We start from the raw sequence: 19,966 nt of genomic DNA, 5'->3' as shown, positions 1-19,966 counted from the left end.
ATTACATACCATAAGCCCAATGGAGCGAAATATGCGAGTTCTGGTAACAGGTGGTAGCGGTTACATTGGTAGTCATACCTGCGTGCAGCTGCTGCAAAATGGTCATGATGTCATCATCCTCGACAACCTGTGCAATAGTAAGCGCAGCGTGCTGCCTGTGATTGAACGTCTTGGCGGTAAACAACCGACCTTCGTGGAAGGCGACATCCGCAATGAAGCGTTGATGACCGAGATCCTTCACGACCATGCCATTGAGACGGTGATCCATTTCGCCGGCCTGAAAGCGGTGGGTGAATCCGTCGCGAAACCGCTGGAGTATTACGACAACAACGTCAACGGTACCCTGCGTTTGATCTCCGCCATGCGCGCAGCGAACGTCAAAAACTTTATCTTCAGCTCTTCCGCAACCGTCTACGGCGATCAGCCAAAAATCCCTTACGTTGAAAGCTTCCCGACCGGTACGCCGCAAAGCCCGTATGGCAAAAGCAAACTGATGGTGGAGCAGATCCTCACCGATCTGCAAAAAGCGCAGCCTGAATGGAGCATCGCCTTGCTGCGCTACTTCAACCCGGTTGGCGCCCATCCGTCAGGCGATATGGGTGAAGATCCACAGGGCATCCCGAATAACCTGATGCCGTACATCGCCCAGGTGGCCGTTGGCCGCCGTGAGTCACTGGCTATTTTCGGTAATGATTATCCAACCGAAGACGGTACCGGTGTGCGTGATTATATCCACGTCATGGATCTGGCCGACGGCCACGTGGCGGCAATGCAGCAGCTGGCCGATAAGCCAGGCGTGCATATTTACAACCTCGGCGCCGGGATCGGCAGCAGCGTGCTGGACGTCGTGAATGCCTTCAGTAAGGCCTGCGGTAAGCCTGTGAATTATCACTTCGCACCGCGCCGTGAAGGCGACCTCCCGGCTTACTGGGCCGATGCCTCCAAAGCCGATAAAGAGCTTAACTGGCGTGTCACCCGCACGCTTGATGAAATGGCACAGGATACCTGGCACTGGCAGTCTCGCCATCCACAAGGTTATCCGGACTAAGGATCCGTCATGACTTCGTTCAATCCCGTCGATCATCCGCATCGTCGTTTTAACCCGCTAAGCGGGCAATGGATTTTGGTTTCTCCGCATCGCGCCAAGCGCCCCTGGCAGGGGGCGCAAGAGACGCCTGCAAAACAGACGCTTCCGCAGCACGACCCGGACTGCTTCCTGTGTCCGGGCAACACGCGTGTAACGGGCGATAAAAACCCGGACTACAAAGGCACCTTCGTTTTCACCAACGATTTTGCCGCCCTGATGACCGACACGCCCGACGCGCCGGATAGCCAGGACCCGCTGATGCGCTGTGAAAGCGCACGCGGCACCAGCCGTGTTATCTGTTTCTCGCCCGACCACAGCAAAACGCTGCCGGAGCTGAGTGTTGACGCGCTGAAAGAGGTCGTCAGCACCTGGCAGACGCAAACTGCTGAACTGGGCCAGACCTACCCGTGGGTACAAGTGTTCGAAAACAAGGGCGCGGCAATGGGCTGCTCTAACCCGCACCCGCACGGTCAGATCTGGGCCAACAGTTTCCTGCCAAACGAAGCCGAGCGTGAAGACCGTCTGCAAAAAGCCTATTTCGCGGAAAACGGATCGCCGATGCTGGTGGATTACACCCGTCGTGAACTGGCCGATGGCAGCCGAACGGTGGTGGAAACCGAGCATTGGCTGGCCGTCGTACCTTACTGGGCAGCATGGCCATTTGAGACGCTGCTTCTGCCAAAAGCACAGGTTCTGCGCATCACCGATCTGAGCGACGCACAGCGCGATGACCTCGCCCTGGCACTGAAGAAACTGACCAGCCGTTATGACAACCTGTTCCAGTGCTCCTTCCCGTACTCAATGGGCTGGCATGGCGCTCCGTTTAACGGTGAAGAGAATCAACACTGGCAGTTGCATGCCCATTTCTATCCGCCGCTGCTGCGCTCTGCGACGGTACGTAAATTCATGGTGGGCTATGAAATGCTGGCAGAAACCCAGCGTGACCTGACGGCAGAACAGGCTGCAGAACGCCTGCGTGCTGTGAGTGACGTCCATTATCGCGAATCAGGAGTCTAAAAAATGAGTCTGAAAGATAAAACACAATCCCTGTTTGCTGAGAAATTTGGCTACCCTGCCACCCATGTCATTCAGGCGCCTGGCCGCGTGAACCTGATTGGTGAACATACCGACTATAACGATGGTTTCGTTCTGCCGTGCGCCATTGATTACCAGACGGTCATTAGCTGCGCTAAGCGCGATGACCGTAAAGTCCGCGTTATTGCAGCGGATTACAACAATGAGACGGATGAGTTTTCCCTCGATGCACCCATCGTTACCCACGACAGCCAGCAATGGTCTAACTACGTGCGCGGCGTGGTAAAACACCTGCAGAAACGTAATAAAAACGTGGGCGGCGCTGATCTGGTCATCAGCGGAAACGTGCCTCAGGGCGCCGGGTTAAGCTCGTCCGCGTCGCTGGAAGTCGCCGTGGGTACCGTCTTCCAGCAGCTTTATCATCTGCCGCTGGACGGGGCACAAATCGCCCTGAATGGTCAGGAAGCGGAAAACCAGTTTGTGGGCTGTAACTGCGGCATCATGGACCAGCTGATCTCTGCGCTGGGTAAAAAAGAGCATGCCTTGCTTATCGACTGCCGCTCTCTGGGCACCAAAGCCGTTCCCTTGCCAAAAGGCGCAGCTGTGGTAATTATTAACAGCAACTTTAAACGCACGCTGGTGGGCAGTGAGTACAACACCCGCCGCGAGCAGTGTGAGACCGGCGCACGCTTCTTCCAGCAACCTGCGCTGCGTGACGTTTCGCTCAACGAGTTCAATAAAGTGGCGCACGAACTGGATCCGGTAGTGGCGAAACGCGTTCGTCATGTGCTGACGGAAAATGCCCGTACCGTTGAAGCGGCGTCCGCGCTGGCGAAAGGCGACCTGAAACGTATGGGTGAACTGATGGCAGAATCTCACGCCTCCATGCGCGACGATTTTGAAATCACCGTTCCGCAAATCGATACCCTGGTGGACATCGTCAAAGCCGCGATTGGCGATAAAGGCGGCGTGCGCATGACCGGCGGCGGCTTCGGTGGCTGCATTGTTGCCCTGATGCCGGAAGAGCTCGTCCCTGCCGTCCAGCAGGCGGTGGAAAAACAGTACGAAGCGAAAACAGGTATTAAAGAAACTTTCTACGTGTGTAAAGCATCACAAGGAGCAGGACAGTGCTAAACGAAACGCCAACCCTTGCCCCGGATGGCCTGCCGTATCGCCTGTTAACCCTGCGCAACAGCGCAGGAATGGTGGTTACGTTAATGGACTGGGGTGCCACTTTGCTATCCGCTCGCGTACCAATGCCTGATGGCAGCGTACGTGAAACCCTGCTTGGCTGCGCGTCGCCTGAGCAGTATGTCAATCAGTCCGCCTATCTTGGCGCGTCTGTCGGCCGTTATGCTAACCGCATCGCGAAAAGCGCTTTCGAACTTGATGGCGAGCGTTACTCGCTGCTTTCCAGTCAGGGCGAAAACCAGTTGCACGGTGGACCTGAAGGGTTCGATAAGCGCCGCTGGAAAATCGTTCAGCAAAACGACCGCGAAGTGCTGTTCTCACTGGACTCGCGTGACGGTGACCAGGGATTCCCCGGTAACCTCACCGCGTTCGCGCATTTCACGCTGACTGACGATAACCGTATCGCCATTGAATATCGCGCGAAAGTTGATAAGCCGTGCCCGGTCAATCTGACCAACCACGCTTATTTCAACCTGGACGGCAACCAGTGCGACGTGCGTAATCACACGCTCCAGATCCTGGCCGATGCCTATCTGCCGGTGGATGAAATGGGGATCCCGTATCAGGGACTCAAGGCCGTCAGCGATACCAGCTTTGATTTCCGCAGCGGAAAAACCATCGCGCAGGATTTCCTGAGCGATGACGATCAGCGCAAGGTGAAAGGCTATGACCACGCGTTCCTGCTGCAGGCGAAAGGTGATGTGACTCAGCCTGCCGCGCAGGTCTGGTCTGCAGATGAGAAACTGCAGATGACGGTCTACACCACGGCCCCTGCCCTGCAATTCTATTCAGGCAACTACCTTGGCGGTACCACGGCACGCGAACATGAAGAGTACAGCGACTGGCAAGGTCTGGCGCTGGAAAGCGAGTTCCTGCCGGACAGCCCGAACCATCCAGAATGGCCACAGCCGGACTGTGTGCTGCGCCCGGGTGAAGAGTACGTTAGCGTGACAGAATATCATTTCATCCCGCATTCATAATTCCCAGCCCTCCTTGCGGAGGGCTTTTTCTCTCCGTGTTGCTGAAAATAGCGCCGATCGCAGACAAAATCATAACCCTGGATTCACAAGCATCTTACACTCAGAGACTATTTTCGCTATGGTTAGGGTTAAGCGTTGCTGCTGGCACTGTCACGGCAATATAATGAGAATTGTTATCATTCAATAAAGCTTATGAGGAGTACGATATGGCTGTAACTAAGCTGGTCCTGGTGCGTCATGGCGAAAGCCAGTGGAACAACGAAAACCGCTTTACCGGTTGGTACGACGTTGATCTGTCAGAAAAAGGCGTAAGCGAAGCAAAAGCAGCAGGTAAACTGCTGAAGGCTGAAGGCTTCAGCTTTGATTTTGCTTACACCTCTGTGCTGAAACGTGCCATCCATACACTGTGGAACGTTCTGGACGAACTGGATCAGGCCTGGCTGCCGGTTGAGAAATCCTGGAAACTGAACGAGCGTCACTACGGTGCGCTGCAGGGTCTGAACAAAGCGGAAACCGCTGAAAAATACGGTGATGAGCAGGTTAAACAGTGGCGTCGCGGCTTCGCGGTAACCCCACCAGAGCTGACCAAAGATGACGAGCGCTACCCGGGCCACGACCCGCGTTACGCGAAACTGACGGATGCTGAGCTGCCAACGACCGAGAGCCTGGCGCTGACCATCGACCGCGTTGTGCCTTACTGGAACGAAACCATTCTGCCACGCCTGAAAAGCGGCGAGCGCGTGATCATCGCAGCTCACGGTAACTCCCTGCGTGCGCTGGTGAAATACCTGGACAACATGGGTGAAGACGAGATCCTCGAACTGAACATCCCAACTGGCGTTCCGCTGGTGTATGAGTTCGACGAAAACTTCAAACCAATCAAACATTACTATCTGGGCAACGCTGATGAGATCGCTGCAAAAGCCGCGGCTGTAGCGAACCAGGGTAAAGCGAAATAATTTTCGCTGGACATAAAAAAAGCGTGGAGCAATCCACGCTTTTTTATTTGGCTCCTGAAACTCAGCCGCGACGCGCTTTTACCGCATTCGCCAGCTGACGCAGAAGGACATCCGTATCGTCCCAGCCGATGCAGGCGTCCGTGACGCTCTTACCGTACACCAGCGGCTCGCTGCCTTCCAGATTCTGGTTACCTTCCACCAGATGGCTTTCGATCATCACGCCAATGATCGCGTTCTCACCGCCGGCAATCTGCTGACAAACATCGGCGCCGACTTCCATCTGCTTTTTAAACTGCTTGCTGGAGTTGGCATGGCTGAAGTCGATCATCACCTGTTGTGGCAGACCCGCTTTTTCCAGCCCGACCTTCACGTCTGCGACATGTTTTGCGCTGTAGTTCGGCTCTTTACCGCCACGCAGAATAATATGACAGTCACCGTTACCGCTGGTATTCACAATGGCGGAGTGACCCCATTTGGTGACGGACAGGAAGCAGTGCGGTGCCCCGGCGGCATTGATGGCGTCAATTGCCACCTTAATGGTGCCATCGGTACCGTTTTTAAAACCAACCGGACACGAGAGACCTGACGCCAGTTCGCGGTGAACCTGAGATTCTGTAGTACGCGCACCGATTGCGCCCCAGCTCATCAGATCCGCCAGATATTGCGGCGTAATCATGTCGAGGAACTCACCGGCAGCCGGCAAACCGCTGTCGTTGATCTCCAGCAGCAGTTTGCGCGCAATACGCAGACCATCGTTGATCTGGAAACTGTTATCCATATGCGGGTCGTTAATGAGCCCTTTCCAGCCAACGGTCGTACGCGGCTTTTCAAAGTAAACACGCATGACAATTTCCAGCTCGCCTTGCAGTTCTTCGCGAAGCTGGAGCAACCTTGCTGCGTACTCTTTGGCCGCAGCAGGATCGTGAATTGAACAAGGGCCAATCACCACCAGAAGACGATCGTCATTACCTTTCAGGATCTTATGGATCGCTTTACGAGCATGAGACACCGTGTTTGCGGCATTTTCAGTGGCGGGGAATTTCTCAAGGAGTGCTACAGGAGGTAATAACTCATTGATCTCTTTAATACGTAAATCGTCGTTCTGATAATTCATTTTCTTTCCAGCTCTGCCATATCTTTAGTAATGAAAGCAATCCTTTCAATCTAACTTGCCGACCAGAAAGTGTAAACACGGTTTTACACTTCACGCAGATAATTCCTGGAATTCACCTAAAAATCGCCACAAAATAGCGAAAAACGAGATCTAACCTAAGCTTTTTAACTGTAACAACCACTTTTGTTTGATTAAACGCGATTCCATACTGACGTAAGTCCGTATGACGGAATCTTTCGCCTCTGAAAAAGATGCACTGTTGGAAAATGTTATCCAGCGTAACGACAAGAACAGGAGCACCAAGATGAAAATGACGAAACTGGCAACCCTCTTCCTCACAGCCTCCCTCACCCTGGCAAGCGGCAGCGTCCTTGCTGCTGAGACGGGCTCAACAGATAACAACGGTGACGCGAATGCCGCGGCGGCGGCGGGACAAGTCGCCCCTGATGCAAAACAGAATATCGCCCCGAATAATGTCGATAACAGCCAGATCAATACCGGGAACACCAATACCGGAGGCACGATGTTGCATCCGGACAGTAGCGGCTCTGGCACCATGAATCATGACACGATGAGTACCGATGAGATGCATAAGAACACCATGTGCAAAAACGGTAAGTGTCCGAATTCGAATGACAAAGTGGGCGACGATGCCAATACCAAAACGGATGGCACAACCCAATAATCCGTGACGGATGTAAACGTAAAAGGAGAGCTCTGGCTCTCCTTTCTTTTTGGAGTAAGCCATTAAAAACGCTACACTAAAAACAATAACAAAAAGGAAAGCTGATATGGCGCACACGCATTCACACACCCCGTCTCCTGGAGATGACAACGCTAAACGCCTTATGCTGGCCTTCGGCGTCACGGCAACGTTTATGGTTATCGAGGTCATTGGTGGCCTGGTTTCCGGCTCTCTGGCGCTTCTGGCGGATGCCGGACATATGCTTACCGATGCCGCCGCCCTGCTCTTTGCCCTGTTGGCCGTGCAGTTTGCCCGTCGTCCGCCTAACGCGCGTCATACCTTTGGCTGGCTGCGACTGACCACTCTGGCGGCGTTTGTTAACGCTATTGCTCTGGTGGTTATCACCCTTCTTATCGTCTGGGAAGCCATACAGCGCTTTCGTCACCCACAGCCAGTCGCCGGAGCGACAATGATGGTTATCGCCGTAGCAGGTCTACTGGCGAATCTTCTGGCGTTCTGGATTTTGCATCGCGGCAGCGGGGAAAAGAACCTCAACGTGCGCGCTGCGGCTCTGCATGTTATGGGCGATTTACTGGGTTCCGTCGGTGCTATTGTGGCCGCGCTGGTGATCCTTTATACCGGCTGGACGCCCGTCGACCCGATTCTTTCCGTGCTGGTATCGTGTCTGGTATTGCGCAGTGCCTGGCGGCTGCTGAAGGAGAGCGTGAATGAACTGCTTGAAGGGGCACCGGCATCCGTGGACATTGCCGAGCTTAAACGCAACCTGCGTCGTTCCGTACCCGAGGTGCGCAATGTGCATCATGTTCACGTCTGGCTGGTGGGTGAGAAACCGGTCATGACATTGCACGTCCAGGTGATCCCTACCCATGACCATGATGGCCTGCTTGAGCGCATCCAGCACTTTCTCGAACATCACTATGAGATTGGCCACGCCACCATCCAGATGGAGTACCAGCCCTGTAACGGCCCGGACTGCCACCTGAACGAGGCGCAGTCCGGCCATTCACATCATCACCATCATTAGTTCGAAAGCGCGCGAGAGCCTCGCTCACGCGCGCTGTTAATCCACATCCGGCTCCCGTTCAGGGCAATGAAGGTCAGCAGCAAATACTCCAGCGACATCGCATAGACGCCCTGAAGTGCAAAAATAACCACGCTAATGACGTTAATGACGACCCAGAGCAGCCAGTTCTCAACGTATTTACGGGTCATCAGGATCATCGCAGCAATCGACAGCACCATCATGCAGGAGTCCCAGAACGGGAAAGCATCCGGCTGGAGTGATGGCATAGCGACATTCAGCCCGAGGCCAGACATGACCGACACCGCGACACGGGTCAGGAATGCAAACACCGGGTTGATATAGACGGTCATTAAACCAATGGCGACAACGCAGGCGACAAACCAGGCGATAGCTTTCGGTAAGGGCAGCCAGCGGATTTGCAGCTCTGCCTCCTGCTGGCTGTTCTGCCGCGACCACGCGTACCAACCGTAAATGTTCGCCGCAAAGAAGAACAACTGCAAAAGCAGGCTGGCGTACAGCTGGATCTGGAAGAAGATAATCGCAAAGAGCGTAACGTTAATTAACCCGAACGCGTAGTTGCTGATCTTCTCCAGGCTTGCCAGCCAGATACACAATAACCCAGCCAGCGTACCCACGGCCTCAATCCATGACAGGTCATAGCCACCTGCACCAATCGGTATATGAACCAGAATGTTCTGTGTGCTAAAAAAATCCATCTTTTCCCCAGGGCGTATTGAATTAAGTACGTAGTGTAGCCGCAAAATCCAGCATGCGGTTAAGCGGAATTAACGCACCTTCACGCAGAGCAGCATCCACATGGATTTCATGCGCTGCTCCGCCTTTCTCCAGCCCCTCAGCAATAGCTTTCAGGCCGTTCATCGCCATCCACGGGCAGTGCGCGCAGCTACGACACGTCGCCCCCTCGCCCGCCGTTGGTGCTTCAAGCAGCTCTTTCTCAGGCACGGCCTGCTGCATCTTATAGAAGATACCGCGGTCGGTTGCCACGATGAGCTGCTTGTGCGGCAGCGTCCTGGCAGCATTGATAAGCTGGCTTGTGGATCCCACGGCATCCGCCATGTCGACAATGGACTGCGGTGATTCCGGGTGAACAAGGATCGCTGCGTGCGGGTAAAGCGCCTTCATGCGCGAGAGCGCCTGCGTCTTAAATTCATCATGAACAATACAGGCACCCTGCCAGCAAAGCACGTCAGCGCCGGTCTGCTTCTGCACGTAATTGCCGAGATGGCGGTCAGGCGCCCAGATGATTTTCTCGCCCAGGCTGTCCAGATGCTCAATCAGTTCAACGGCGATGCTTGACGTCACGACCCAGTCTGCCCGCGCTTTCACTGCGGCAGAGGTATTGGCATAGACCACCACGGTACGGTCCGGATGGGCGTCGCAGAAGGCCGAGAACGCATCAATCGGACAGCCGAGGTCGAGTGAACACTCCGCATGTAGCGTTGGCATCAGAATGGTTTTTTCAGGGCTGAGAATCTTTGCGGTTTCCCCCATAAAGCGAACGCCTGCGACCAGTAACGTGGAAGCAGGATGTCTGGCACCAAAGCGTGCCATCTCCAGAGAGTCAGAGATGCAGCCCCCGGTCTCTTCCGCCAGTTGCTGGATTTCCGGGTCGGTGTAGTAATGTGCAACCATCACTGCATCTCGCTCTTTGAGAAGTCGTTTGATCTTCTCACGGTAAAACTGCTTCTCATCCTGACTCAGCGGGACAGGCTTTGGCGGGAAGGGATAGATTGCGGCTTCTGGATCAAACATCACGCTCATTATGGCTTCTCGTTTTACTGGCTTAACATTATTGCCTTTCTTTTGCATAACATAGCAAAACGGACGGCAAATGTGTTTTGTATACTAAACAAGATAGCGAATTTGCGAGAAAAAGTCACCGGAAATAGGTGCGCGTAGCACGCATCGGATGGCGACTTCGCCGGAGCCGACCTGCAAGGTCAAAATATGCGGAATACAGATAGCAAAAAAGCGCCTTTAGGGCGCTTTTTTACATTGGTGGGTCGTGCAGGATTCGAACCTGCGACCAATTGATTAAAAGTCAACTGCTCTACCAACTGAGCTAACGACCCCTTGCGGGATGTACTGCAAATCTATTCAGGCTGGTGGGTCGTGCAGGATTCGAACCTGCGACCAATTGATTAAAAGTCAACTGCTCTACCAACTGAGCTAACGACCCGCTTGGGTGTTGCCTGAATTTTTACTCATACCAATAACCTGGTGGGTCGTGCAGGATGACTCGGCTTCGCCTCGCCCTACGGGCTGTTGCTGTTGCAACGTTATCCTTCACGTTTAACATCTGAGTAAGACATTAAAATTGGTGGGTCGTGCAGGATTCGAACCTGCGACCAATTGATTAAAAGTCAACTGCTCTACCAACTGAGCTAACGACCCGGAGTGGTGGGTGATGACGGGCTCGAACCGCCGACCCCCTCCGTGTAAAGGAGATGCTCTACCAACTGAGCTAATCACCCACTCTGTACTACCGGAACTGCTTTAAGTGGTGGGTCGTGCAGGATTCGAACCTGCGACCAATTGATTAAAAGTCAACTGCTCTACCAACTGAGCTAACGACCCACTTTTACGCTGTTTTCACGTTGTTTGATATCCCGTGGCAACGGCGGCATATATTACTGATTTAAGAATTCAGCGCAACAAAAATTTCGATGAAGATCACTTAACTGCTTACGAATCATGCTGCACGACCAGAAATAACGCGATTTCTGGTCATGCGATAATCATCCCATCGAATTCAGACGTTTTTGCGCCTGCTTCGCACCTTCGGTGCCAGGGAATTTAGCAACCACCTGCTGATAAACCGCTTTCGCTTTCGCAGTGTCACCTTTGTCCTGCATGATGACGCCGACTTTAAACATCGCATCAGGCGCTTTTGGCGATTTCGGGTAATTTTTCACCACTGAGGCAAAATAAAACGCCGCATCGTCCTTTTTACCCTTGTTGTAATTCAGCTGACCCAGCCAATAATTTGCATTGGGCAGATAAGTGGAATCAGGGTATTTCTTCACAAAGTTCTGAAACGCAGCGATAGCGTCATCCTGACGAGATTGATCCTGTACCAGGGCAATGGCCGCGTTGTAGTCCGTATTCGCGTCACCGCTCTGAACAGGCGCTCCCGTCGAGGCCGAAGCATCTGCCGCAGGAGCAGGGGTTGACGTCGCCGCACCGCTCTGATCGCCTGCTGCTGGCTGCGCAGCTGCGCCACCGCTGCTGAGGCTATCCATCTGCAGCAAGATTTGCTTCTGACGTTCCACAACCTGGTTAAGCTGATACTGGCTTTCCTGAATCTGACCACGGAGAGAGTCAATATCGTTTTGGTTGTCGGAAAGTTGTTGCTGGAGTTGGGTTAAAAGCTGACTGTGAGCGTTAGAAATACGCTCGAGTTGAGTGACCCGGTCTTCTACCGAGCCTGAGCCGACACTACTGATTGGTGCCTGAGCAAAAGCGGCCCAGGGGGCCGCTATTCCAACCAGTAACGACAGACTCAACAGATGATGTCTGAAGTTACTGCTCATGCAATTCTCTTAGTAAACCAGTACGGCACGACGGTTTTTGGAGTAAGCCGCTTCGTCGTGACCCAGTACTGCAGGTTTTTCTTTACCGTAAGAAACGATGGAGATCTGGTCAGCAGAAACGCCTTTACCCTGCAGGTACATTTTAACGGCGTTAGCACGACGCTCACCCAGGGAGATGTTGTACTCTGGAGTACCACGTTCGTCCGCGTGACCTTCTACGGTGACTTTGTAAGACGGGTTGCTACGCAGGAAGTTAGCGTGAGCATCCAGCATCGCAGCGAAGTCAGAACGGATGTCGTATTTATCCAGATCGAAGTAAACGATGTTGTTCTGCTGCAGCTGCTGCATCTGAAGACGCGCTTGCTCTTCAGAAGACATGTTGCCATTGCCATTCGCGTCCATACCGGTACCGGCACCCATCATGCCTTCGCCGCTCTGGTCATTGCTTGCATTCTTGTTAGAAGAACACGCTGCGATTGCCATTACAGGCAGAGCGATCATCAGCCCCTTCAGCACTTTGTTCAGTTGCATTTCTATGATTCCTTTAGTAATCAATTAATTATTATTTACAGATACGGCGACCAGGCAGGTGATTTTACCTGTCCATCAGTTGCCGGAATACGCGCTTTGAAACGCCCATCTGTAGAAACCAGATTCAGCACAGATCCCATCCCCTGAGAAGAGCTGTAGATTACCATAGTGCCGTTAGGTGCCAGACTTGGCGTTTCATCCAGGAACGTTGACGACAGAACTTGAACGCCACCCGCTACCAGATCTTGTTTGGCAATGTGCTGCTGCCCACCGTTGGAGCTGACCATTACCATAAATTTACCGTCGCTGCTCACATCTGCGTTTTGGTTCTGCGAACCTTCCCAGGTAATACGCTGTGGAGCACCGCCGTTGACGTTCACTTTATAGATTTGTGGACGACCTGCCTGGTCAGACGTAAATGCCAGGTTCTGGCTGTCCGGGAACCAGGACGGTTCGGTGTTGTTGCTGCGACCATCGGTCACCTGGCGAATTTGACCTGAGCCAATGTCCATCACGTACAGGTTCAGGCTACCGGTTTTAGAGAGCGCAAACGCCAGTTTGGTACCGTCCGGAGAGAACGAAGGCGCACCGTTGTGACGAGGGAACGACGCAACCTGGCGAACAGCACCGTTAGCCAGCGTCTGAATAACCAGCGCTGAACGACCGCTTTCGAAGGTAACATAAGCCAGTTTAGAACCGTCCGGAGACCAGGCTGGAGACATCAGCGGCTGAGAAGAACGTTTCACCAGGAACTGATTGTAACCATCGTAGTCAGATACGCGCAGCTCATACGGGAACTGACCGCCATTGGTCTGTACCACATAAGCAATACGGGTACGGAACGCACCTTTAATGCCGGTCAGTTTTTCAAATACCGCATCGCTGGCAGCGTGTGCCGCGTAGCGCAGGTACTGTTTAGTGACCTTGTAAGAGTTCTGTGCCAGAACGGTACCCGGTGCACCGCCGGTATCAACCAGCTGCCATGCAACGTTGTAAGAGCCGTCCGGGTTAGGTGTAACCTGACCAACAACGACAGCATCGATACCGAGCGCAGACCATGCGGCAGGCTGTACTTCCTGCGCGCTGCCCGGCTGCTGAGGCAGACGAGAACGATCTAATGGGTTGAATTTACCGCTGTTACGCAGGTCAGCCGCAACGATGCCACCGGCATCTTCAGGCGCAGCGCCAGGACCGGCCCACTGGAACGGAACAACACCGATTGGGCGTGCCGAATCCACCCCCTGGGTGATCTCGATACGTACTTCTGCGTGCAGTACTGCTGCCCACAGCATTAAAAAACCAAATGCTACACGTAATGCCTGCTTCATCATATCTCCCTTATCCGGGTAACCTTACCCACGATAATTTAGCAGAATGTTAACAAACCCAAATAGACAAAACTACTAAACACTCGTTAGGACAATAGACTGTTTTTCATACTTCCGTAAGGACAGTCGATTACAGTTTAAAGTCCAGTTTGGCATCTTTTATCCGTTCATAAACAGCCTCACTAGGCGGTTTAGGAATGTTCGCCGACCTTGCAGCGGCCAATGCTGCCTGACAAAGCGCAGGATCGCCCCCTTCAGAGGTCACGCTTTTCAACCTACCATCTGGCGCAAGGTTGATATGCAGTACACATTGTTTGCCCTGATAGATGCTTGCATCAAACAGGCGGTTCTGAATCGCAACCTGAATTTGCTTAGCATAAGCGCTGATATCAGCACCCGTCGCCCCACCATTGGCACCAGAAGTACCACTGTCTTTAGAAGGCTGACCACTGCCTTTCGCACCACCGCCCGCTTTCGGCGCATTCTTACCAGAACTCAAATCGCCCAGGAGATCGTCAACGCCAGCGGCATCCGCGGCTTTCTCAGCGGCGGCCGCTTTTTTGGCGGCGGCTTTCTCTGCAGCTGCTTTCTTATCGGCAGCAGCTTTTTCTGCTGCAGCTTTTTTGTCAGCAGCCGCTTTCTCGGCGGCGGCTTTCTTCTCTGCTGCGGCTTTTTCAGCTGCGGCCGCTTTTTCTGCTGCAGCCTTCTCGGCAGCAGCCGCTTTCTTCGCAGCATCGGCAGCAGCTTTCTTCTCTGCTTCCTGAGCGGCTTTCTTCGCGGCTTCCGCTTCAGCTTTTTTCTGAGCATCAGCAGCAGCTTTTTTTGCCGCTTCCGCTTCAGCTTTCTTCTGAGCATCAGCAGCGGCTTTCTTCGCCGCTTCGGCTTCAGCTTTCTTCTGAGCATCGGCTGCGGCTTTCTTCGCCGCTTCCGCCGCTAATTTTGCCTGAGCATCAGCTTGTGCTTTCGCGTCCGCCGCGGCTTTGGCTGCCGCCTCTTCCGCCTGCTTCTGCTGTTCCTGAGCTTTCTTCGCGGCCTCTTCAGCTTGCTTCTGCTGTTCCGCCTGCTCTTTCGCTGCTTCCTGCGTCTGCAAACGTTCTTTCTCAAGCTGCTTCAGTCGCTCCTGCTCAGCGGCCTGCTTTTCACGCAGTTCTTCCGCTTGCTGTTGCGCCTGTTTTTCACGCTGCTCTTCAGCCCGTTTTGCACTCGCCTTCTGCTGTTGCTCACGGTTATAGTTCTGCACTACCGCACCGGGATCCACCATGACGGCGTCAATGGAAGAGCCTCCACCGCCGCCCGATGATGCATCAATGTGCTCGTCGAACGAACTCCAGATCAGCACTGCAAAAAGAATAACGTGCAGCACTGCGGAGACGATTATCGCTCGCTTAAGCTTGTCGTTCTGTTCGGTTGCCTTTGACACTATCGGTTCCCAAAAACTACGCAGATGATCAAATAGGCTGAGTCATTAAGCCAACTGACTTAACGCCCGCGCTATGTAGCAAGTTCAGCGCTTTAATAATTTCATCGTATGGTACGTCTTTCGCGCCACCGATTAAGAAGACCGTTTTCGGATTTGACTCCAGGCGTCGCTGCGCTTCAGCAATAACCTGCTCAGGTGGCAGTTGATCCATACGATCTTTTTCTACCACTACGCTGTATTGCCCTACACCGGAAACCTCAATGATGACTGGAGGATCGTCATTGGTGCTTACCGCCTGTGATTCTGTCGCATCCGGCAGATCAACCTCCACGCTCTGGGTAATGATGGGTGCTGTCGCCATGAAGATCAGCAGCAGTACCAACAGAACGTCCAGCAGTGGAACGATATTGATTTCGGACTTGAGCTCGCGACGATTTCGTCCACGCGATCTGGCCATGGTTTACCCCTTGTTACTCTCGGTACTGGTAAACGCCTGACGGTGCAGAATCGCGGTGAACTCTTCCATAAAGTTGTCGTAGTTCAGTTCCAGTTTATTCACGCGCTGGTTCAGACGGTTGTAAGCCATAACCGCCGGGATCGCCGCAAACAGACCGATAGCGGTCGCAATCAGTGCTTCTGCAATACCCGGGGCAACCATCTGCAACGTCGCCTGCTTCACCGCCCCCAGGGCGATAAAGGCGTGCATAATCCCCCAGACCGTACCAAACAGACCAATATACGGGCTGATGGAACCAACGGTCCCCAGGAAAGGAATATGCGTTTCAAGGTTTTCCAGCTCGCGATTCATGGAGATACGCATCGCACGCGAGGCACCTTCCACAACCGCTTCGGGCGCGTGGCTGTTTGCGCGATGCAAACGAGCAAACTCTTTGAATCCGCTATAGAAAATCTGTTCGGAGCCTACGAGGTTATCACGGCGTCCCTGGCTTTCCTGATACAGACGAGAAAGCTCAATACCCGACCAGAACTTATCTTCAAACGCTTCTGCTTCACGGCCAGCCGCATTGAGGATACGCGTTCTCTGGATGATGATGGCCCAGGATGCGATTGAAAAACCAATCAAAATCAACATGATAAGTTTAACCAGAAGGCTTGCCTTCAGGAACAAATCAAGGATATTCATGTCAGTCACTGCTTAAACTCCGCGACAATAGACTTAGGAAGCGCACGAGGCTTCATTATGGTTGGATCAACACAGACGATCAGGACTTCAGCTGAGTTCAGTACCGTATTTTCTGCATTGACTATCCGCTGCGTGAAAACCATTGAGGTTCCGCGCATTGATGTAATTTCAGTTTGGACTTCGAGCATATCGTCGAGTCTGGCAGGCGCAAAATACTCAAGCGTCATCTTGCGAACCACGAAGGCAACTCGCTCAGCCAACAGCTCCTGTTGACTAAAGTGATGATGGCGCAGCATCTCTGTGCGTGCCCGTTCATAAAAAGCAACGTAGCTGGCGTGGTAAACCACACCCCCGGCATCGGTATCTTCGTAATAGACACGAACCGGCCATCGAAACAGCGTTGTATTCACTTTACATCCCGGTAATGCAACAAAAGTTAGAGCTTTTAAACTTCGCTACTATACGCGCGGGAAAGATGGTTTGGAATGGGAGAAAGTAAACGGAGAGTAAATTTTTATGGGCCAGGGTAAGCCCATATCATTAACGGACATTTCTTATTCAGAAGAAGAAGAAAATCAAGCCAGCGAGAAGCACCAGATCGGCGATAAGTGGACAGAAAATCCCCTGCCAGTGCAGCGCTTTCGGACGAAAGCCTACGCCGTGGATCACACCTGCGCACACCGCCCACATAATGAGGAAGCCGTGCCAGATCTCAAGCTCGCTGGTCTTCGCTGCAAAGCGCGAAGGGTCCCAGAAGATACAACCTGCCAGCAGTAATGCCATCACTAAAGAAAGCGCCCTTAACGGGCGCTTATCCATTACCGCGTAAAGCGTCGCGATAATGTTCATTAGTGTTTGTCTTCACCTGCTTTAGACGCTTCGACGTGCTCAAGCGCCAGGGCAGTAATGACACCAAATGCACAGGCAAGAAGCGTCCCTAAAATCCATGCGAAATACCACATATTCAGCTCCTTACTTAGTACAGAGAATGAGTGTTGCTTTCAATATCTTCTTTCGTGATACGACCGAACATTTTCCAGTAACACCAGGCGGTGTACAGCAGGATAATCGGTACGAACACGCAAGCAACATACGTCATCAGGTTAAGCGTCAGCTGGCTGGACGTTGCATCCCACATGGTCAGGCTTGCATTCATCATCGTGCTGGACGGCATGACGAATGGGAACATCGCAATACCCGCAGTCAGAATAATGCACGCCAGCGTCAGTGAGGAAAATACAAATGCCAGGGCACCTTTTTCCAGACGTGACGTCAGTATCGTCAGCAGCGGCAGCAACACACCCAGAGCCGGAATAGCCCACAGAACAGGCATATTGTTGAAGTTCACCAGCCACGCGCCAGCCTGACGCGCCACTTCTTTCGTCAGCGGGTTAGACGGTGCCGTGTGGTTAATTGCAGACGTAATGACATAACCGTCGATACCGTACATCACCCATACGCCGGCCAGTGCGAAGCACACCAGGGTAATAAGCGCAGCAACCTGCGCCGTTGCACGAGAGCGAAGATGCAGTTCACCTACGGTACGCATCTGCAGATAGGTCGCACCCTGAGTAATGATCATTGCCACACTCACCACGCCTGCCAGGAGACCAAACGGATTCAGCAGCTGGAAGAAGTTACCGGTGTAGTAAAGACGCATGTATTCATCGATGTGGAACGGTACACCCTGCAGCAGGTTACCGAACGCCACGCCAATCACCAGCGGTGGAACGAAGCTACCAATGAAGATGCCCCAGTCCCACATGTTGCGCCAGCGGGTGTCTTCAATCTTGGAACGGTAGTCGAAACCAACCGGACGGAAGAATAAAGAAGCCAGCACCAGAATCATCGCCACATAGAAACCGGAGAACGCAGCCGCGTAGACCATCGGCCAGGCAGCGAACAGCGCGCCGCCTGCGGTGATCAGCCACACCTGGTTACCGTCCCAGTGCGGGGCGATGGAGTTAATCATGATTCGACGCTCGGTGTCATTACGACCGAGGAAACGGGTGAGCATCCCCACCCCCATGTCGAAACCGTCAGTGACTGCGAAACCGATCAGCAGAATACCGACCAGCAGCCACCAGATAAAACGCAATACTTCATAATCGATCATTTGATGACTCCTGTCTTAGCGTGCCGGCTGAGTAGTCGCACCGGACTGCTCGTAGTGATAGCGACCGGTTTTCAGGCTGCTTGGGCCAAGGCGCGCGAACTTGAACATCAGGAACAGTTCAGCCACCAGGAACAGGGTGTACAGACCACAAATCAGCAGCATGGAGAAGATCAGATCGCCTGCAGTCAGAGAGGAGTTCGCTACCGCCGTTGGCAGCACCTCACCGATCGCCCATGGCTGACGGCCATATTCCGCAACAAACCAGCCGGATTCGATAGCAATCCACGGCAGTGGGATACCATACAGCGCGGTACGCAGCAGCCATTTTTTCTCACCGATGCGGTTACGAATCACGGACCAGAAGGACGCCGCAATGATCAGCAGCATGATGATGCCGCAGCCCACCATGATACGGAATGCGAAGTACAGTGGCGCCACGCGTGGAATGGAGTCTTTGGTCGCCATCTGGATTTGCGCTTCCGTCGCGTCGGAGACGTTCGGGGTATAGCGTTTCAGCAGCAGACCGTAACCCAGATCTTTCTTCACATCGTTGAACTGGTCACGCACGGCCTGGTCGGTAGAACCCGCACGCAGCTGCTCCAGCAGCGCGTAAGCTTTCATACCGTTACGGATACGGCCTTCATGCTGCACCATCAGCTCTTTCAGACCCGTCACCTGCTTGTCGACGGAGCGGGTGGCAATGATGCCGAGCGCGTAAGGAATTTGAATGGCAAAGCGGTTTTCCTGTGCATCCTGGTCGGGAACACCGAACAGAGTAAAGGCAGCAGGCGCGGGTTGGGTTTCCCATTCGGCTTCGATAGCGGCCAGTTTGGTTTTCTGCACGTCACCCATTTCGTAACCGGATTCATCACCCAGCACGATAACAGAGAGGATTGCAGCCATACCGAAGCTTGCAGCGATAGCAAAGGAGCGCTTAGCAAACGCGAAGTCACGACCACGCAGCATGTAGTAAGAGCTGATGCCCAGTACAAACATCGCGCCGCACACATAGCCAGACGCCACGGTGTGAACGAATTTAACCTGTGCGACCGGGTTCAGCACCAGCTCGGCAAAGCTGACCATCTCCATACGCATGGTTTCGAAGTTGAAATCAGACGCGATAGGGTTCTGCATCCAGCCGTTCGCGACCAGGATCCACAGTGCGGACAGGTTCGAACCGAGTGCCACCAGCCAGGTCACCGCCATATGCTGGACTTTGCCCAGACGGTCCCAACCGAAGAAGAACAGACCTACAAAGGTGGATTCGAGGAAGAAGGCCATCAGACCTTCAATGGCCAGCGGCGCACCGAAGATATCCCCAACGTAGTGAGAATAGTAAGACCAGTTAGTCCCGAACTGGAACTCCATGGTCAAACCGGTAGCCACGCCCAGTGCAAAGTTGATACCAAACAACTTGCCCCAGAACTTGGTCATATCTTTATAAATCTGTTTGCCGGAGAGGACGTAGACCGTTTCCATGATGGCCAGCAGGAACGCCATACCGAGCGTTAGTGGCACAAACAGGAAGTGGTACATCGCGGTCAAGGCAAACTGTAAGCGCGACAGTTCGACTATATCTAACATCATGACTCCTTGCTCATCGCATGAAGACTCCGAGAGTGAACCCCGTTAGAAAAGGATTCACACACATGCCCCAATACAAATTATTCGCATCCATGTCGTCGCGCTTAGCCTGAGAAAGGATAAAAGCAATGACGATAGGTTACAAATACGTTAATAAAAAACTCAAATTGATCCCGCAAATATAATACGCTGC

21 protein-coding genes and 5 tRNA genes are annotated in these 19,966 nt (G+C 53.2%); 7 read left to right on the top strand and 19 right to left on the bottom strand.

Features of this window, described 5'->3' with window-relative positions:
• The first annotated feature begins 31 nt into the window (after window positions 1–31).
• From galE to gpmA, 5 genes are all read left to right on the top strand, one after another.
• Window positions 32–1,048 carry a UDP-glucose 4-epimerase GalE gene (gene galE, locus AC2FAP_RS01250; protein ID WP_020884951.1) on the top strand — a complete coding sequence of 339 codons (1,017 nt, stop codon included), beginning with the start codon at window positions 32–34 and terminating at the stop codon, window positions 1,046–1,048.
• Between the two features lie 9 nt (window positions 1,049–1,057).
• Window positions 1,058–2,104 carry a galactose-1-phosphate uridylyltransferase gene (galT, locus tag AC2FAP_RS01245; RefSeq protein WP_014169198.1) on the top strand — a complete coding sequence of 349 codons (1,047 nt, stop codon included), beginning with the start codon at window positions 1,058–1,060 and terminating at the stop codon, window positions 2,102–2,104.
• Between the two features lie 3 nt (window positions 2,105–2,107).
• Complete coding sequence (gene galK / locus AC2FAP_RS01240; RefSeq protein WP_040016955.1) at window positions 2,108–3,256, top strand: galactokinase; 1,149 nt, start codon at window positions 2,108–2,110, stop codon at window positions 3,254–3,256.
• Window positions 3,250–4,293 (top strand): galactose-1-epimerase, encoded by a 1,044-nt coding sequence (galM, locus tag AC2FAP_RS01235; protein ID WP_014169196.1) that lies wholly within the window; start codon window positions 3,250–3,252, stop codon window positions 4,291–4,293. Before galK ends, galM begins: the two co-directional genes overlap by 7 nt.
• 206 nt (window positions 4,294–4,499) lie before the next feature.
• A complete protein-coding gene (gene gpmA / locus AC2FAP_RS01230; RefSeq protein WP_020884954.1) occupies window positions 4,500–5,252 on the top strand; it encodes a 2,3-diphosphoglycerate-dependent phosphoglycerate mutase in 753 nt (250 codons plus the stop codon).
• Between the two features lie 61 nt (window positions 5,253–5,313).
• Here gpmA and aroG read toward each other — a convergent pair whose 3' ends face one another.
• Complete coding sequence (aroG, locus tag AC2FAP_RS01225) at window positions 5,314–6,366, bottom strand: 3-deoxy-7-phosphoheptulonate synthase AroG (protein WP_040016953.1); 1,053 nt, start codon at window positions 6,364–6,366, stop codon at window positions 5,314–5,316.
• A 304-nt stretch (window positions 6,367–6,670) separates the two neighbouring features.
• Here aroG and AC2FAP_RS01220 point away from each other — a divergent pair, with 304 nt between their 5' ends.
• The gene (locus AC2FAP_RS01220) at window positions 6,671–7,051 is read left to right on the top strand and encodes a YbgS-like family protein (RefSeq protein ID WP_485452814.1); all 381 of its coding nucleotides are present in this window, start codon (window positions 6,671–6,673) and stop codon (window positions 7,049–7,051) included.
• Between the two features lie 106 nt (window positions 7,052–7,157).
• Window positions 7,158–8,096, top strand: a complete 939-nt coding sequence (zitB, locus tag AC2FAP_RS01215; protein ID WP_020884956.1) for a CDF family zinc transporter ZitB — start codon at window positions 7,158–7,160, stop codon at window positions 8,094–8,096.
• On the opposite strand, the gene pnuC is transcribed toward zitB, so the two are convergent.
• The 18 genes from pnuC to cydA form a co-directional block, all read right to left on the bottom strand.
• Window positions 8,093–8,812, bottom strand: a complete 720-nt coding sequence (pnuC, locus tag AC2FAP_RS01210) for a nicotinamide riboside transporter PnuC (RefSeq protein WP_020884957.1) — start codon at window positions 8,810–8,812, stop codon at window positions 8,093–8,095. The genes zitB and pnuC overlap by 4 nt on opposite strands.
• Before the next feature lie 22 nt (window positions 8,813–8,834).
• On the bottom strand, window positions 8,835–9,878 hold the full coding sequence (nadA, locus tag AC2FAP_RS01205) for a quinolinate synthase NadA (RefSeq protein WP_040016951.1): 1,044 nt from the start codon (window positions 9,876–9,878) through the stop codon (window positions 8,835–8,837).
• 235 nt (window positions 9,879–10,113) lie between these two features.
• Window positions 10,114–10,189: transfer RNA gene (locus AC2FAP_RS01200), tRNA-Lys, on the bottom strand.
• Window positions 10,190–10,220: 31 nt separating this feature from the next.
• Window positions 10,221–10,296 (bottom strand) — tRNA-Lys (locus tag AC2FAP_RS01195).
• A 139-nt stretch (window positions 10,297–10,435) separates the two neighbouring features.
• A tRNA-Lys gene (locus AC2FAP_RS01190) sits at window positions 10,436–10,511 on the bottom strand.
• 4 nt (window positions 10,512–10,515) lie between these two features.
• Window positions 10,516–10,591 (bottom strand) — tRNA-Val (locus AC2FAP_RS01185).
• A 27-nt stretch (window positions 10,592–10,618) separates the two neighbouring features.
• Window positions 10,619–10,694: transfer RNA gene (locus AC2FAP_RS01180), tRNA-Lys, on the bottom strand.
• A gap of 161 nt (window positions 10,695–10,855) precedes the next feature.
• Window positions 10,856–11,650, bottom strand: coding sequence for a cell division protein CpoB (cpoB, locus tag AC2FAP_RS01175; RefSeq protein ID WP_040016950.1), 795 nt, complete (start codon window positions 11,648–11,650; stop codon window positions 10,856–10,858).
• Between the two features lie 9 nt (window positions 11,651–11,659).
• Window positions 11,660–12,181, bottom strand: coding sequence for a peptidoglycan-associated lipoprotein Pal (pal, locus tag AC2FAP_RS01170; RefSeq protein WP_003858578.1), 522 nt, complete (start codon window positions 12,179–12,181; stop codon window positions 11,660–11,662).
• Between the two features lie 35 nt (window positions 12,182–12,216).
• On the bottom strand, window positions 12,217–13,509 hold the full coding sequence (tolB, locus tag AC2FAP_RS01165) for a Tol-Pal system beta propeller repeat protein TolB (protein WP_025204648.1): 1,293 nt from the start codon (window positions 13,507–13,509) through the stop codon (window positions 12,217–12,219).
• A gap of 130 nt (window positions 13,510–13,639) precedes the next feature.
• Window positions 13,640–14,929 (bottom strand): cell envelope integrity protein TolA, encoded by a 1,290-nt coding sequence (gene tolA / locus AC2FAP_RS01160; protein WP_279260457.1) that lies wholly within the window; start codon window positions 14,927–14,929, stop codon window positions 13,640–13,642.
• Between the two features lie 28 nt (window positions 14,930–14,957).
• Window positions 14,958–15,386: a colicin uptake protein TolR gene (gene tolR, locus AC2FAP_RS01155; protein ID WP_014169185.1), complete on the bottom strand. Its 429-nt coding sequence runs from the start codon at window positions 15,384–15,386 to the stop codon at window positions 14,958–14,960.
• Window positions 15,387–15,389: 3 nt separating this feature from the next.
• The gene (tolQ, locus tag AC2FAP_RS01150) at window positions 15,390–16,082 is read right to left on the bottom strand and encodes a Tol-Pal system protein TolQ (RefSeq protein ID WP_014169184.1); all 693 of its coding nucleotides are present in this window, start codon (window positions 16,080–16,082) and stop codon (window positions 15,390–15,392) included.
• The gene (ybgC, locus tag AC2FAP_RS01145) at window positions 16,079–16,483 is read right to left on the bottom strand and encodes a tol-pal system-associated acyl-CoA thioesterase (RefSeq protein WP_014169183.1); all 405 of its coding nucleotides are present in this window, start codon (window positions 16,481–16,483) and stop codon (window positions 16,079–16,081) included. Before ybgC ends, tolQ begins: the two co-directional genes overlap by 4 nt.
• Before the next feature lie 148 nt (window positions 16,484–16,631).
• Window positions 16,632–16,922, bottom strand: coding sequence for a cyd operon protein YbgE (gene ybgE, locus AC2FAP_RS01140; protein WP_020884961.1), 291 nt, complete (start codon window positions 16,920–16,922; stop codon window positions 16,632–16,634).
• Window positions 16,922–17,035, bottom strand: coding sequence for a cytochrome bd-I oxidase subunit CydX (gene cydX, locus AC2FAP_RS01135; protein ID WP_014169181.1), 114 nt, complete (start codon window positions 17,033–17,035; stop codon window positions 16,922–16,924). The genes ybgE and cydX overlap by 1 nt, the downstream gene beginning before the upstream one ends.
• A 14-nt stretch (window positions 17,036–17,049) precedes the next feature.
• A complete protein-coding gene (gene cydB / locus AC2FAP_RS01130; protein WP_014169180.1) occupies window positions 17,050–18,189 on the bottom strand; it encodes a cytochrome d ubiquinol oxidase subunit II in 1,140 nt (379 codons plus the stop codon).
• 15 nt (window positions 18,190–18,204) lie between these two features.
• Entirely contained in the window at window positions 18,205–19,773 is a 1,569-nt protein-coding gene (gene cydA / locus AC2FAP_RS01125; protein WP_020884962.1) for a cytochrome ubiquinol oxidase subunit I, read from the bottom strand.
• Between the last annotated feature and the right edge of the window lie 193 nt (window positions 19,774–19,966).

This window comes from Enterobacter cloacae complex sp. 394I7, from assembly GCF_057320345.1.
The sequence above is the reverse complement of the archived record's forward strand: the minus strand, read 5'-3'. Positions and strand labels throughout refer to the sequence as shown.